Genomic DNA, 15,244 nt, shown 5'->3' on the forward strand with positions numbered 1-15,244 from the left:
TTCTCTTATCATAACCTTTTTTCAGTAACCTCGTTTAGTCATTTTTAAACGAGGTTGTTTTTTTCTCTATACTCGTCATTAAAAACAACCTAATTAAACAAAAACTTAATAACTTTACTTAGATCGTAATAATGAGTCAATTTAGATAAGATGAGAAAACAATTTGGTGCAAAAGTAAAAAAATTCGACATTGAAAAATATTCAAAATCAAAGTATTGGAATGGGAGAATCTTCGAAAATTTAGAAGTAACCAAAATGAATCTCAATCTTCAAACCTTACCAAAATTGTTATACAAGCAATTTTGCAAAAAGGAAGCTAGAGAACCTCAGAAACCCCTGTCGATTATTCCGTTCAATAAAGAACAATTTATAGAACCTCATCAATCAATGCGAAGCATTTGGTATGGCCATTCAGCAATATTGATGCGATTGGACAATAAAACAATTCTGATTGATCCTATGTTGGGGTCAAATGCAGCACCAATTGCTCCTTTTGCTGTTCAAAGATTTAGTCAAAACACATTAGACCTCATAGATGACTTTCCTGAAATAGATTTAGTATTAATCTCCCACGACCATTATGACCATTTGGACTATGACAGCATTCAAAAACTAAGAAACAAAACCAAACAGTTTTATGTAGCACTGGGAGTCAAAAGACATTTGGTTTCTTGGGGAATTCCAGAAAATACAATCACCGAATTCGATTGGTGGGATGAAAATCCATTTGGTGGAATCCAAATCACCTTCACTCCTACACGACATTTTTCGGGCAGAGGATTGACCGACAGAGCCAAATCCCTTTGGGGCGGCTGGGCATTAAAAACAGCCAATGAAAATATTTGGTTCAGTGGAGATAGCGGTTATGGTGAACATTTTAAAGAAATAGGCACACGTTTAGGTCCATTTGATTTTGCTTTTATGGAATGTGGACAATACAATGAAAACTGGCACCAAATTCATATGTATCCTGAGGAAAGTATACAAGCCTCAATAGATGCTAATGTAAAAAATATGATGCCGGTGCATTGGGCAGGTTTTGCTTTGGCTCAACATACTTGGACTGAACCAGTAGAACGTTTTATTCAAGAAGCCAAGTCTAAAAACCAAAACTATTGTTTACCCAAAATAGGCGAATTATTCGATTCTAATTACTCAGTAATTGATTCTTGGTGGGTAAACAAATAGCTTAAATTTACTCAACGAAGATTTTATCAATAAAGAAAAAGCCCCGAATCTAACAAATTCGGGGCTTTTCTTATTTTATAATTGATATTACAATTATTTCAATTGAGAAGTATCGACTCTTGTTGGAGTATCTTTTCCACTAATAATTGATGATGAACTCAAGGCAATAGCCTTAATAATTTCGGTCATATTAGGAATGTCCAATGTTTCAATTTCATCGTCGGAAGTGTGATAATTCGGTTCAGTATCCATTTTTGAAGTCGAAATCGTATGTGCTGGAACTCCAAGTTTCGCCAAAGTTGCATTGTCAGAACGATAAAACAATTGCTCCTGAGGATATGGATCTGGATAAAATTTGAAAGCTGTTCCCTCTAGATTTTTTTGTAAAATCTCACCCATATTGGATTTTTCAAACCCAGTAATATAAGCAGAGTTCTTTCCCCATTTCGATTCGGTTCCAATCATCTCCAAATTAAACATTGCAATCACCTTATCAGCAGAAAGTTGTTTCGAAAAATATTTAGAACCAAAACCTCCCAATTCTTCAGCTACAAATGTGGTAAAAATAATGGTTCGTTCGTTGTTGTTTTTCTTTTTAAAATAGTTAGCCAACATTATAACAGCAGTACATCCCGCTGCATCGTCATTCGCTCCATTATAAATAGAGTCGATTGCAGTATGAGGAGCTCCTTCTTCTGGAGAGCCTATACCAAGGTGATCATAATGACCTGAAAAAATAACATATTCATCTGGTTTACTTTTTCCTGGCAATACTCCAACCACATTATTCAGTACTTTTTTGGAAATAGTATTACTAAGTTCAATTGAAAAAGTAGTCGCTTCTGGAACTCCAAAAACAAACAGAACAGTATTGTTATCAGGATTAGCCTTAATTCTTTCAATATGTTGAATATTTGGTAACACCTTACTAAAAGAAGCATCAACCAATACCAAATAACTTTTGGTTCCGTTGTAATACTCATTAAATTTTTGACCAATATTATCTCCTTTGTTGATTTTCACAACGGCTATGTCGCTTTTCTCCGTTAAAGAAACTTGGGGCTGGTATGAAAATGTAACAACTTTTGAATTATCGATTTCTTTTCCATCAATAATTATTTTGGATGCAGTTGCTTTAGACTCAGTCATAGCAAACTCTTGTCTAAAATTGGCCGCCCCCATAAAGGTTTGTAATCCTGCTTTTTTAAATTCAGATTCTATAAAGACCGAGGCTTTATCAATACCGGGAGTAAAGGTTCTTCTCCCTTGCATATCATCCGCAGCAAGGATTTTCTCAATTCGCGTTACTTCACTGGAAATAATAATTTTATCAATGGATTGTCCATAAACACTGCTACATAGCGTTAAAACAAACGCACTTACAATAACTTTTCTCATATTTTATTTTTACAAATAATAGGTTAGTACTCCAAAAGTATGCTATTTATTTGTAAAAAAAAGGAATATTTTAGGAGTTTTCGCCTGAATTTGATTCTGATTTTGAAGCGGAAAGATTTGGAATTTTTGGAGGCATTGTTTCCGCTATTCGTTTCAATCTCCCTAAAAAAACGGGAGGATTTTCACTACTATCGGGGCTAAGAGTTAGTATTTTGCCTTTTTGCCATCATTTAAAAAGGAAAAACGGCAATTATGCTCCAACAAAAGGAGGTAATAAAGCCACAATATCATTATTTTTTAGAATTTGATTGTTGACTTTATCTATTATCTTTTGATTCACAGCCACGCTAAAAGGAAATTGACCCAATTGGTATTTCATTTCCAATTCGGACAAAAGTTTACTTAACGGTAAATCCGAAAAATCTATTTTTTCACCACGGCATCTAGTACGTTCTACCAAAGCACCAAAATATTTTATTGCAATCATTCGAAAACATTTAAATTTTGTAAAATAAATTCTTCTTCCAAAAATGCATTCGAAAACATTTCTGCTTTCATATACGAAGTCAACGCCGAAGCATTTTTAACCACTTCACCAATTACGATAATGGCCGGTGAAGCAATTTCATTCTTTTTCACTAAGTCTTCAATATTACTGATTGTCCCTATAACTTTCTTTTGGGATTTTTGGGTACCGTTTTGGATAATCGCAACAGGCAAATCGTCTGTTCTATTGTTTTGGTACAAAGCAACAATCTCATTCAGTTTATTCATTCCCATCAAAATAACGACAGTAGCAGAAGATTGTGAGGCCAAGGCAACATCTTTGGACAATTTATGATCCGAAGTTGTTCCGGTAATCACCCAAAAACTTTCGGCTACCTTTCTTTGTGTCAAACTAATTCCGTTTGAAGCCGGCACACCCAATGCAGATGATATCCCTGGAACAATTGCAGTTTCAATTCCAAATTGTAGCGCAAAATCAATTTCTTCGCTTCCTCTTCCAAAAACAAAAGGATCGCCCCCTTTTAAGCGGACAACATGACCATACTTTTTGGCCATTGACACGATCAAATCGTTAATTTGATCTTGGCTATACGCATGACATCCAAAACGTTTTCCAACAAATATAATTTCAGCATGTTTGGCATACTGCAATAACTCTTCATTGACCAAGGCATCATACAAAACAACATCAGCTTCTTCTAATGCTTTTATCGCTTTAAGGGTAATCAATTCAGCATCGCCTGGTCCAGCTCCTACAATTGTTAACTTTGGCTTATTTATTTGTATCATGATCTCAAGGTATAAATGGTACTACTTTTAAAAAACAACTAAGTATTAATACTTATACAAATATAAGTATTTAAAAGATTGACTTAAAAAAATCATACATTATTTTCCGTTAAACTAGAGCTTTTGCCTATTAGACAAAAAAAAAGCCCAAAACTTAAAGTTTTGGGCAAATTATTATTCTTAAACTAATTATTATTCAATAGGTAAAACAAGTGTTGCTGTTATTGCTTCCAAAACCTGAAAAGCGGTCTCTGCCATTTTGTTTCCTTTAGTATCCAAAAGCGGATTTACCTCAACAACCTCAATACAAACTACTTTCTTCGATTCAATAATTTGATTGATAATATCAATAATTTCATATTGATCGAATCCTCTTGAAACAGGAGTTCCTGTACCAAACGAAATCAAATCACAATCCATTGAATCTACATCAAATGAAACATACAATACGTCACAATGCGATAATTTAGCTAAAGCTTCCTCAACACAAATTTCTAATCCACGATAGCGAACCTCATCTACCTTATAATTCCGAATCTGCAATTTCTCAATTTGCTTATCTTCTGCTTCCTCGGTATCGCGAACACCAAAATAGATTAAATTTTCAGCCAATACTTTCGCGCCATCAATACCTATATTTTTCATTTCATCCCAATGTTCTTGGGTATCTTTGGCAACATCATTGACTTGACAGTCTAAGTTATCGTCTCCAAGCGCAGCTGCTAACGGCATTCCATGAATATTCCCAGATGGCGTTGTGTATGGCGAATGCAAATCGGCGTGAGCATCTATCCATATAACTCCAACAGTTTGGTCAGGATAAGCAGCTTTTATACCGCTAATAGTCCCCAAAGCCGAAGAATGATCTCCAGATAAAACTAATGGAAAATAATTATTAGTCAAACTATTTTTTACTGCATTGTTGACACGTGTACATTGTTCAACAACATGTTCAATTCTTTTAGCAACAGAACTGCGGTATTTATCATATATGGATTCATTATGCGTTTTTACATCTTCAAATTCATATTCATTAAAATAATCACTGTTCTTATTTATTGCAGCAATTTCTATTGCATCAATCCCCATATCAGATCCACGGGTTCCTGCCCCAATATCCGATCGGTTTTTGATAATTTTAATAGCTTTCTCCATCAAAAAGTTTATTTTAGTTTCTAAGAATCTAAGTTCCTAAGACGCTAAGAAAAAAAACTTAGAATCTTAGAAACTTAGCGACTTAGTAGCTTTCTTTAGTAAGCTTATTTAAAATCATTTAACGCTTTTTCAATAATGACAAGACATTCTTGAATTTGTGCTTCAGTAATTACTAATGGCGGTGCGAAACGTATTTTATTACCGTGAGTAGGTTTTGCCAATAATCCGTAATCTCTAAAACGAAGACAAATATCCCAAGCCAAATCAGAATCTTCTCCACTGTTGATTACAATGGCATTCAATAAACCTTTTCCTCTAACCAAAGAGATTAATGGATTACGCTCAGCAATTTCATTAAGTCCTTTTCTCAAAATGATTCCTAATCTTTCTGCATTTTCAGATAAATTTTCTTCACGAACAACCTCAAGAGCCGCAATCGCAACCGCAGCGGCAATAGGATTTCCACCAAAAGTAGATCCGTGTTGCCCCGGTTTGATAACATTCATAATGTCATTATTCGCCAAAACTGCCGATACTGGATAAACTCCACCCGAAATTGCTTTCCCCAAAATCAAGATATCTGGTTGCACATTTTCATGATGTACCGCCAATAATCTACCCGTTCTTGCAATACCTGTTTGAACTTCATCAGCAATAAACAAAACATTATGAGCTTCACAAAGTGCTTTGGCTTTCGCCAAATAACCTTCGCTAGGAACATAAACTCCAGCTTCACCCTGAATAGGTTCTACCAAAAATCCAGCGATATTTTTTGATGATTTCAAAGCATTTTCTAAAGCTTCGGTATCATCGTAAGGTATTTTTATAAATCCTTCAGTGAAAGGTCCAAAACTCTTTCTTGCTCCTTCATCATTTGAAAAAGAAATAATAGTAGTTGTTCTTCCGTGAAAATTATTCTCACATACAATAATTTGTGCTTGATTTTCAGAAATTCCTTTTACTTCATATGCCCATTTTCTACACAATTTCAAAGCCGTTTCTACAGCTTCTGCACCAGTATTCATTGGCAAAACTTTATCGAAACCAAAATAATTGGTTATATACTCCTCATAAACTCCTAATTGATCATTATAAAATGCACGTGAAGTCAATGTCAATCTTTGTGCTTGTTCCATCATTGCTCCAACAATTTTTGGATGACAATGCCCTTGGTTCACTGCTGAATAAGCCGATAAGAAATCAAAATATTTTTTCCCATCAACATCCCATACATAAACACCCTCACCTTTCTCTAAAACAACCGGCAGTGGATGGTAATTATGAGCTCCATATTTATTCTCTTTTTCAATTAAAACTTCCGATTTAGAAGAAAGTTCTTGTGTTTTATGTGTCATGATTGGTTGGTTTTTAAAATTAGAAAAACAAAAGTAATTAAAATTTTTATTTTCAAGCACAAAAAACTTATTTTTGACTTAAATATAACATTTTAAAAGAATAATTATTTTATTTAAACAAAAAATAAGTCATATTTTTATTTTAACATTAAAACAAATTTTCATCAAAAAATATAAATAAAAAAAGAATTACTTTTATATCCCTGAAAAAAGTGATTTTAACTTAAAAAAAACATAAAAATGGACATATTAGATGATTTTGACATCAATATCATAAAGGAATTAGAAAAAGATGGAAGGATGGCCTTCTCGGCAATTGCGACCAATTTAAAAATATCAAATACGATGGTTCACCAACGTATCAATCGTTTATTGGAAAACGGAATCATAACTGGAATCAAACCTACTCTAGACGAAAAAAAGATAGGTTATGATTGGGGAGCTTTTACAGGAATTACACTAAAAAAAGACCATGACTCCGCAAGAGTTATCGAAGAATTAAAAAAAATACCTGAAATCACAGAGTGCTATTTTATAACTGGATCGTATACTCTTTATATAAAAATGATTGCCAAAGATCATGAACATATGAGAAAACTGCTTTATGAACAAATTGACAACATACCTGGAATTGCAAAAACTGATTCGTTAATAGAGTTGGGATGTGCTTTTAAGAGAAACGTAAGTTTGTAAATAAACTGCTTATTAAAAACAACAAGAATTAGTTCTCCATTTTCAAGTTTAAACTTAAAATTCACAACACTTTTTCTCTGTAACATATGCAAAATTGCAAATACATAATTACCCTATTATGGTTGATAGTATTTAGCTTCAACAACTCCGCTACTGCTCAAAAGCTAGATAGCAAGGAAATCAATCGGCTCAAAAAACTGGCTCAACAAGTCACCATTGTTCGAGATAACTGGGGAATTGCACATGTTTACGGAAAAACGGATGCCGATGCCGTTTTTGGGATGCTTTATGCGCAATGCGAAGACGACTTCAAGAGAGTCGAATACAATTATATAGACAAACTAGGACGTCTGTCCGAAATAAAAGGGAAAGCTTTTTTGTACAATGATTTAGAAACTCGCTTATTGATAGATGCGAATGAAGCCAAAACTGATTACAAAAATGCAGCTCCTTGGCTAAAAAAATTATTGAATAGCTACGCAGACGGTATCAATTTTTATTTATACAACCACCCCGAAGTTAAGCCATTAAAAATTACCCATTTTGAACCTTGGTATCCTTTACTATGGACGGATGGCAGTATTGGCGCGATAAACACCGCCGACTTATCTGATGCCGAACTGAAATCCTTTTACGGAAGTGATGATAAAGTTTCATACATAGAACAAATAAAAGACATGCAAACGGGTTCAAATGGTTTTGCAATTGCTCCTTCAAAAACAGCCAATGGGAATGCAATTTTATACATTAATCCACACACCACCTTTTACTTTAGACCCGAAATACAAATAAACAGTGAAGAAGGTTTAAATGCCTATGGAGCGGTAACTTGGGGACAATTTTTCATATATCAGGGATTTAATGAAAACTGTGGCTGGATGCACACTTCTTCAAATGTAGATGTAGCAGACCTGTACACAGAAAAAATAGTTACCAAAAACAAAAAATTATTTTACGAATATGATCAAAACCTATTTCCTGTTATAGAAAAAAACATCACAATCAGTTATTTAGAAAACGGCAAATTAATTCCTAAAACGTTCAAAACCTATTTTACCCATAATGGCCCTGTCATGGCTAAAAGAGAAGACAAATGGATCAGTCTAAAATCAAACAACCGTTCAATGAAAAGTTTAGAACAAAGTTGGTTAAGAATAAAATCAAAAAACTTTGATGACTATAAAAAAGTAATGGACTTGAAAGCCAATACTTCCAACAACACGGTATATGCCGATAATAAAGGAAATATTGCCTATTGGCATGGTAATTTCATTCCAATTCGGGATAAAAGCTTAAACTGGGCAAAAGTTGTAGATGGAACTACTTCGGCGACACAATGGAAAGGCTTACACAATCCATCCGAAACGGTACACCTATTCAATCCACAAAACGGTTGGCTGCAAAACTGTAATTCGACACCTTATAGTGCTGCTGGAATCAACAGTCCAAAAAAAGAAAATTATTTGCCATACATGGCACCAGATGGAGAAAATTTTAGAGCAATAAATGCCGTTCGTATTTTAAGCAAAGGTTCTAATTACACCTTAGACAAAGTGATTGCGGCTGGTTATGACACTAAACTTTCTATTTTTGAGGTACTAATTCCTGCCTTGGTTTCCAGTTTTGAAAAAAACATAAAACCTGAAAATCCAATTTATAATGAATTAATTGATCCCATTACGGAATTAAAAAAATGGGATTATTATGCCAATGAAAGTTCTATAGCCACAACTCTGGCAAATGAATGGGCATATAAATTGAATCCTATTATTCAAAAGTCATATGTCGATCAAGGCGAAATGGATCAAGTTGAAAATACAATCCAATTTGCAAAAACCGCAACTGCAGAACAACTTATTCCACAATTACAAAGTGTAGTATCCGAACTGAAAACAAAATTTGGTACTTGGCAAATTCCATGGGGAGAGCTCAACAGATTTCAACGTTTCTCTGGCGACATCAATCTGACCTATAATGATGCATTCGAAAGTTTACCTATAGGAAATGGAGCCGCTATTTGGGGTTCCCTACCTGCTTATAAAAGTAGCTACCAAATTGGAACAAAAAAAAGATATGGCTATAGTGGAAACAGTTTCGTTTGTGCGGTTGAATTTGGTCCAAAAATAAAAGCTAAATCACTTTTGGCAGGAGGAAACAGTAGTGATCTAAAATCAAAACACTTTATGGATCAAGCAGTAATGTACCAAAAAGGTCAATTTAAAGACGTTTTATTCTACAGAGAAGACATTGAAAAAAATGCCGAGCGCACTTACCATCCTGGAGAATAAACCATAAAATAACTTCACTTTTAAAATCCAAACAAAACCTTGAAAGAAGTACCTTTCAAGGTTTTTTTATAACGTTTTTATTCAGATATTTGTAAAAAATAAAGCCATGAAAAATATAAACTTTATAATTTTAGGAATGCTATTGTTTGCTTATCAAGCATTTGCACAATTAAAACCTGTACAATATAAAGATGGGAATCAGATTCTAAATGGTTTTAAAATTTCACCTATAAAGAGTAGTACCCAAAAACCAGGTATCTTAATCTTACCTGCTTGGAAGGGAATTGACAAGCTCTCCAAAGACACCGCCGACAAACTTTCGAAAATGGGATATTATGCCTTTATAGCTGATATTTACGGTGAAGGGAATTATCCAAAAGACAATAATGAAGCAGGAAATAATGCCGGATTTTACAAAAAAAATATTGAAGCTTACCAAAAGCGAATTTCTTTAGCCTTACAACAATTAATTGCTGCTGGAGCCAATCCTGAAAACATTGTGGTTATTGGATATTGCTTTGGAGGAACTGGAGCACTTGAAGCAGCTCGTGGCCATCTGAATGTAAAAGGAGTTGTGTCTTTTCATGGAGGTTTAGCCAAAGATGATTTACGATCCACAGAGCCTATTACTACAAAAGTTTTAGTATGTCATGGAGCTGATGATCCATATGTATCTTCTGAAGAAGTTCTAAATTTCCAAAAAGAAATGAAAGACTCAAAAGCGGATTGGCAAATGATTTATTACGCCAATGCTGTCCACTCCTTTACCAATCCAGAATCTGGAACTGACAATTCAAAAGGTGCCGCCTATAATGAAAAAGCATCTAAACGCTCTTTCGAACATTTCAAATTATTCTTAAGCGAAGTATTAAAAAAGTAAAAAGCCTTTAATAAAAAAATAATTAACTCTGTGTCAACAAAATAAAAATAACACATCATTTATGACTCAAAGCTAATTACTAATCAATAATCACCAATAACAATCTTTAAATGAAAAAAGCCCTAATTCTCTTGTTGTTTATCACAACTACTTCCAGTTTTGCACAAAAATCAATGGTCAATAACGATGACCCTACCGAATTCATGAACACCATTACGGCTGACAAGCTAAAAACTAAACTCTATATTGTTGCTTCCGATGAAATGGAAGGTCGTGAAACTGGATCTAAAGGGCAAAAAAAAGCTGGAAATTATCTTATCGATCAATATAAGAAAAGCAAAATTTCCTATCCAAAAGGGGCAACTAGTTATTACCAACCAATACCAGCGGCTTTTCTTAACGCTAAACGCAATGAAAACTTGCCAGACTCAGAAAACATCTGGGCATACATTGAAGGTTCTGAAAAACCAGATGAAGTTTTAGTTATCTCTGCACATTACGATCATGTTGGAATAAAAAATGGTGAAATATACAATGGGGCCGATGATGATGGTTCTGGTACTGTTGCCATTCTTCAAATTGCTGAAGCTTTTCAAAAAGCAAAAAAAGCAGGACATGGGCCAAAACGTTCTATATTGTTCCTTCATGTAACTGGCGAAGAACATGGTCTACATGGATCTCGTTTCTACTCCCAAAATCCATTGTTCCCAATTGCTAACACTATAGCCGACATCAACATAGACATGATTGGCCGTCGCGATGTAGAACATGCAAATTCTAATAATTACGTTTATGTAATTGGTGCTGATAGATTGTCAAGCGATTTGCACAACATCACAGTCGCTCAAAACGACAAATACACCAAACTAGACTTGGATTTCAAATTCAACGACCCAAAAGACCCTAATCACTTCTACGAGCGTTCTGACCACTATAACTTTGCAAAATTTGGCATCCCAGCTGTATTCCTTTTCAACGGAGTTCATGAAGACTACCACGGAAAAGGGGACGAACCAGAAAAGATTGAATATGATGCTTTGGCAAAAAGAACTCAACTTGCTTTTGTAATTGCATGGGATTTGGTAAATAGACCAGAAAGAATTGTAGTTGACAAACCAATAAAATAAATATTCTGCAAATACAAACAAAGAGCTTTGGAGTAATTCAAAGCTCTTTGTTGTTTTAATATACTTTCAAAATGATTTGGGCGAGACCCCATTATAGAAAGTGGACTACCATACATACCGTTTATTCGCTCACTTTCCATAATGCGGTCGAACTATACATACTACTTCGGTAGCTTGCTGCAAATGAAATTCACTGAACTTCTAAGAAAACAAATACATAGTGAAGATCCCTTTCGCAAACCAATAGAAATCTACCATATTACTACTAACAAAAGAACCGCCTCAAAAACATTTTAAGACGGTTCCTTTTAATTTAACTTCTAAAAAATTAGTATGTATAAGCAACAGCCTTTAGATTACCAACCTTATTAGATGTTATCACAATAAATTGATGACCTTTTGATGCGGCTTTTTCTTTTAATCGGTTTTCTCCAATTTCAGATACAGACCATCTTGTTTCTCCTTTGACACTACCCAAATAACCTGTTAAACTTTCAGATTTTTTTAATCCAATTGTTTCAGACTCTTTTAGTATAATTACTTTTTTATAATCGGGTTTCTCAGAAAAATTTATCTTTTCAGTGACAACCTTCGAATTATTTTTGGCTTTTTCATTCAATTGAGCCACAGCATAGCGACTTATTTTATGTTCTTCCATACTATTAGGATATGCGAAGTAAACTAAATTGTTTTCAACTTTTATAAAGTTTACATCTAACTTTTCACCATTGTGCTTAATGATTTCATGCGTTTGCGCAAAAAATTGAGCTGTAAACAATACAGCTATTGCAGTAATTAAATTTTTCATTTTGGACGTGTAATATTTAACCACGACATAATCGTGGCAGATTTTTTAATAATTATTTTTAATAGTTTTTAAAACAATTAAACCATTGGAACATAATTATCATTTTCAGGAGGAGGAGTTAGATTTTTAAAATAAAATTCTTTGACCGCAAATAAATAGAAAGAATTTTTATTTTCTATATTGGGTAATAAGAATAGAGCCAAATTTAAATGATCAATTTGGTTAATAAATAAAGTCTTTAATTTACTTTCTGTTTGATTTTCGGTTTCCCCTTTTTCAGTTGTTTGAAAATAACCATATTCATCATTTTCTACAAGCACAGACAATTTATCACTAATCCAGATTATGGAAAAAATGACTATTACGAGTGAAAAGAAAAGAATATACAAGTTGTTTTTCATATCGCAAATCTAAATATAAACCCATGTATCAACAAACAGTTTTTACACAGATTTAACTTTTGAAATTAATCAGTTTAAAAAATAAAAAAACGAAACCATCTCAAAAATTTTTGAAACGGCTTCGCTTTAATGAAATAACTATAATTGATTACAAATCTTCTTTTACATCAGCATCGGGAGCATTCTTCTTTACGGATTCAATTCCGTTATCTCGTGCTGAAACCGATTCATACATTTCGCTGTTACCTATAATTTGACCATTGGACGCTTTAAGATTGAAATAAAGTTTTCCGTTTTTGGCTTCCAATTTATCAAATCTTTCATCCACTTGAGAATTTTTCCTCACAGAATCTATTCCGTTTTCGCAAGCTGCTTTGGTTGAATATCCTTCACTTGCAAGAATAACTTGTCCATTTCCTGCTTTTAAAGCAAACTGAAATTCATCATTCTTTCTTTTGCTAACTAAAAATGTTCCCATAGTTTTTTTATTAAGTTGATAATTATAAGCAATTTAATAAAATCTAATTTATTTTAAATCAAGAAATTAATATTAATTTCATCACGAAACTTAACTCCACAAAAAAAGCCCCGAATTACTTCGAGGCTTTTGCCTTTTGGGTGGATGACCGGGTTCGAACCGGCGACCCTCGGCACCACAAACCGATGCTCTAACCAGCTGAGCTACAACCACCATTTGCGCTTAGCGGTTGCAAATATAGAACAAATGTTTACTTCTACAAACAAAAAATTAAAAAAAATTAAACTTTTTTACTTCAAATCCCCTAAACTATTGACTGCCAAATATCTTTCAACAGTAAAACCTTCGGCATGTTCTACACCTGTTAGCCTTCCTAAATCCCTAGAACGGTAATTTAGGCTTTCCAAGAAGTTTTTACTCGATATTGGCGATTCTGGTTCTTTCGAATTTGGATCATAAAATTGGGAACGGTACGCCAAAATAGATTCGATTTTCTTATCAGTGAATCCAGTAATGTCTACCACAAAATCAGGTTCTATATTTTTCCATTGTATATAATGATAAACTACTTTTGGTCTCCATGGTTTTTGGATTTCTCCATCAAGAACTGTTTCAATTTTCATCAAACCAGACAAAAAACAAGCATCCGAAACTAATTTACTTCCTTTTCCGTGATCAATATGTCTATCGTCTATTGCATTGCACAATACAATCTCAGGTTGATACTTTCGAATCTTCTTAATAATTTCCAATTGATGCTCTTCGTCATTGACAAAAAAACCATCCCTCATATTCAAATTCTCTCGGACAGAAACCCCTAATATCTTTGCGGCATCACTCGCTTCCTGATCACGAATTTCAGCAGAACCTCGAGTACCCAATTCCCCGCGGGTCAAGTCAACAATTCCAACCTTTTTCCCCAAAGAAACCTCTTTTAAAATTGTTCCGGAACATCCTAATTCTACGTCATCGGGATGTGCTCCAAAAGCTAGTATATCTAATTTCATCTATTATATTTTAAGATCTAAATTCTGTTCTCTATATTCTATTTTCTAAAATCCGAATTCTGCAATCTCTTATCTGCAACTTGCATTCTTAAGAGAAACCCCTTTTCATCGTCATTGACTTATTGACACTTTCCTCCCACTCTTTTTCTGGAACACTGTCTTTCGTAATTCCGCAACCCATAAATAAATTGGCTTTAACCATTTTGAAATCTAGATCCATTATGATTTCCATGCAACGCAAATTAACAAACAAATCAGAACTGGTTTTATCAGATGCTGAACTGCTGTTCAATTCTCCTAAATAACCGGTATAAAAAGTCCTGTCATAATTTTCATTCTCCAAAATAAATTGTTGAGATTCCACTTTTGGCAAACCACAAACAGCAGGAGTCGGATGCAATAAACCAACAACTTCTTTTAAATTCTTAGTCGAATTCAATTGACCTGAAATATCCGTTTTTATATGCCAAATACTTCCCGCTTTTATACTGTACGGTTCCGAAACCAATATTGATTTTGAAACTTTATTCAACTCAGAAACAATATAATCGGTAACAAATTGCTGCTCTTGCTTTTCTTTATTCTTCCATACAACTCCCTCATAACCAGTATTTTTTTGTGTTCCAGCTAAAGCCATTGTTTCAAAAATATCATCTTCTACTTTTAACAATTGCTCTGGCGTTGCCCCCATCCAAATTCCAATTTTCGGATGATAAAAACAATACACAAAAGTTGCAGGATATAATTGAACTAGGTTTTCGAAAGTTGCAACCAAATCAAAATCAAGCAAATCAATAGTTTCCTTTCGAGACAAAACTACTTTCTGAAATTCATTCTCACGTATCGCTTCGATTCCTTTAGCAACTAATCTTTCATAATTTGCCTTGACAATTTCATTGGGAAAAGCAAATTCTTTTTCATTTTCAGAAACCTCTTTTTTATCAAAAGTAAAATGCATGATTTCGGAATATTCTTCAGGAATAATATAACTTTTATGTCCGTCGAAAGAAGAAAGGACAAAACCTTTTTCGGTAAAATCAACTACATCATACAAATTATTATTTTCCTGAAACATTCCAATTATAGCATCCGAATTGGGCTTGCAATACAAAACAAAAGGCAAGTTTTGCTGTTGTTGCTGTTTCACTTTTTCAAAAAAATTATTCATAA

At 33.8% G+C, this 15,244-nt stretch carries 15 protein-coding genes and 1 tRNA gene; 5 read left to right on the forward strand and 11 right to left on the reverse strand.

Annotated elements, in window-relative coordinates:
• Positions 1 to 150 precede the first annotated feature (150 nt).
• The gene (locus J2W95_RS00620) at positions 151 to 1,188 is read left to right on the forward strand and encodes an MBL fold metallo-hydrolase (protein WP_310002870.1); all 1,038 of its coding nucleotides are present in this window, start codon (positions 151 to 153) and stop codon (positions 1,186 to 1,188) included.
• A 93-nt stretch (positions 1,189 to 1,281) separates the two neighbouring features.
• On the opposite strand, the gene J2W95_RS00625 is transcribed toward J2W95_RS00620, so the two are convergent.
• The 5 genes from J2W95_RS00625 to rocD form a co-directional block, all read right to left on the reverse strand.
• Positions 1,282 to 2,586: a M28 family metallopeptidase gene (locus J2W95_RS00625; RefSeq protein ID WP_310002872.1), complete on the reverse strand. Its 1,305-nt coding sequence runs from the start codon at positions 2,584 to 2,586 to the stop codon at positions 1,282 to 1,284.
• A 250-nt stretch (positions 2,587 to 2,836) separates the two neighbouring features.
• Positions 2,837 to 3,073 (reverse strand): MoaD/ThiS family protein, encoded by a 237-nt coding sequence (locus tag J2W95_RS00630; RefSeq protein ID WP_310002875.1) that lies wholly within the window; start codon positions 3,071 to 3,073, stop codon positions 2,837 to 2,839.
• Entirely contained in the window at positions 3,070 to 3,882 is an 813-nt protein-coding gene (gene cobA / locus J2W95_RS00635) for a uroporphyrinogen-III C-methyltransferase (RefSeq protein ID WP_310002877.1), read from the reverse strand. The genes J2W95_RS00630 and cobA overlap by 4 nt, the downstream gene beginning before the upstream one ends.
• A 192-nt stretch (positions 3,883 to 4,074) precedes the next feature.
• Positions 4,075 to 5,037 carry an arginase gene (gene rocF, locus J2W95_RS00640; protein ID WP_310002879.1) on the reverse strand — a complete coding sequence of 321 codons (963 nt, stop codon included), beginning with the start codon at positions 5,035 to 5,037 and terminating at the stop codon, positions 4,075 to 4,077.
• 104 nt (positions 5,038 to 5,141) lie between these two features.
• Positions 5,142 to 6,392, reverse strand: coding sequence for an ornithine--oxo-acid transaminase (gene rocD, locus J2W95_RS00645; protein ID WP_310002881.1), 1,251 nt, complete (start codon positions 6,390 to 6,392; stop codon positions 5,142 to 5,144).
• 240 nt (positions 6,393 to 6,632) lie between these two features.
• On the opposite strand from rocD, the gene J2W95_RS00650 reads away from it, so the two are divergent.
• The 4 genes from J2W95_RS00650 (at position 6,633) to J2W95_RS00665 (ending at position 11,380) form a co-directional block, all read left to right on the forward strand.
• On the forward strand, positions 6,633 to 7,085 hold the full coding sequence (locus J2W95_RS00650; protein WP_310002884.1) for an Lrp/AsnC family transcriptional regulator: 453 nt from the start codon (positions 6,633 to 6,635) through the stop codon (positions 7,083 to 7,085).
• Between the two features lie 122 nt (positions 7,086 to 7,207).
• On the forward strand, positions 7,208 to 9,373 hold the full coding sequence (locus J2W95_RS00655; protein WP_310002886.1) for a penicillin acylase family protein: 2,166 nt from the start codon (positions 7,208 to 7,210) through the stop codon (positions 9,371 to 9,373).
• 106 nt (positions 9,374 to 9,479) lie between these two features.
• Positions 9,480 to 10,253, forward strand: a complete 774-nt coding sequence (locus tag J2W95_RS00660) for a dienelactone hydrolase family protein (RefSeq protein ID WP_310002888.1) — start codon at positions 9,480 to 9,482, stop codon at positions 10,251 to 10,253.
• 110 nt (positions 10,254 to 10,363) lie between these two features.
• Positions 10,364 to 11,380 (forward strand): M28 family peptidase, encoded by a 1,017-nt coding sequence (locus tag J2W95_RS00665; protein WP_310002890.1) that lies wholly within the window; start codon positions 10,364 to 10,366, stop codon positions 11,378 to 11,380.
• A gap of 328 nt (positions 11,381 to 11,708) precedes the next feature.
• On the opposite strand, the gene J2W95_RS00670 is transcribed toward J2W95_RS00665, so the two are convergent.
• The 6 genes from J2W95_RS00670 to J2W95_RS00695 all read right to left on the reverse strand — a co-directional run bounded on the left by J2W95_RS00670 (position 11,709) and on the right by J2W95_RS00695 (position 15,242).
• Positions 11,709 to 12,188 (reverse strand): hypothetical protein, encoded by a 480-nt coding sequence (locus J2W95_RS00670; protein ID WP_310002892.1) that lies wholly within the window; start codon positions 12,186 to 12,188, stop codon positions 11,709 to 11,711.
• 77 nt (positions 12,189 to 12,265) lie between these two features.
• A complete protein-coding gene (locus J2W95_RS00675) occupies positions 12,266 to 12,589 on the reverse strand; it encodes a hypothetical protein (protein WP_310002893.1) in 324 nt (107 codons plus the stop codon).
• Between the two features lie 148 nt (positions 12,590 to 12,737).
• Positions 12,738 to 13,067, reverse strand: a complete 330-nt coding sequence (locus J2W95_RS00680) for a YegP family protein (protein ID WP_310002895.1) — start codon at positions 13,065 to 13,067, stop codon at positions 12,738 to 12,740.
• A 139-nt stretch (positions 13,068 to 13,206) separates the two neighbouring features.
• A tRNA-His gene (locus J2W95_RS00685) sits at positions 13,207 to 13,280 on the reverse strand.
• Positions 13,281 to 13,357: 77 nt separating this feature from the next.
• The gene (gene bshB1 / locus J2W95_RS00690) at positions 13,358 to 14,074 is read right to left on the reverse strand and encodes a bacillithiol biosynthesis deacetylase BshB1 (protein WP_310002898.1); all 717 of its coding nucleotides are present in this window, start codon (positions 14,072 to 14,074) and stop codon (positions 13,358 to 13,360) included.
• Positions 14,075 to 14,162: 88 nt separating this feature from the next.
• Complete coding sequence (locus tag J2W95_RS00695; protein WP_310002900.1) at positions 14,163 to 15,242, reverse strand: chorismate-binding protein; 1,080 nt, start codon at positions 15,240 to 15,242, stop codon at positions 14,163 to 14,165.
• Between the last annotated feature and the right edge of the window lie 2 nt (positions 15,243 to 15,244).

It is taken from the genome of Flavobacterium granuli (assembly GCF_031456055.1).
In the GTDB taxonomy this organism is placed as follows: domain Bacteria; phylum Bacteroidota; class Bacteroidia; order Flavobacteriales; family Flavobacteriaceae; genus Flavobacterium; species Flavobacterium granuli_A.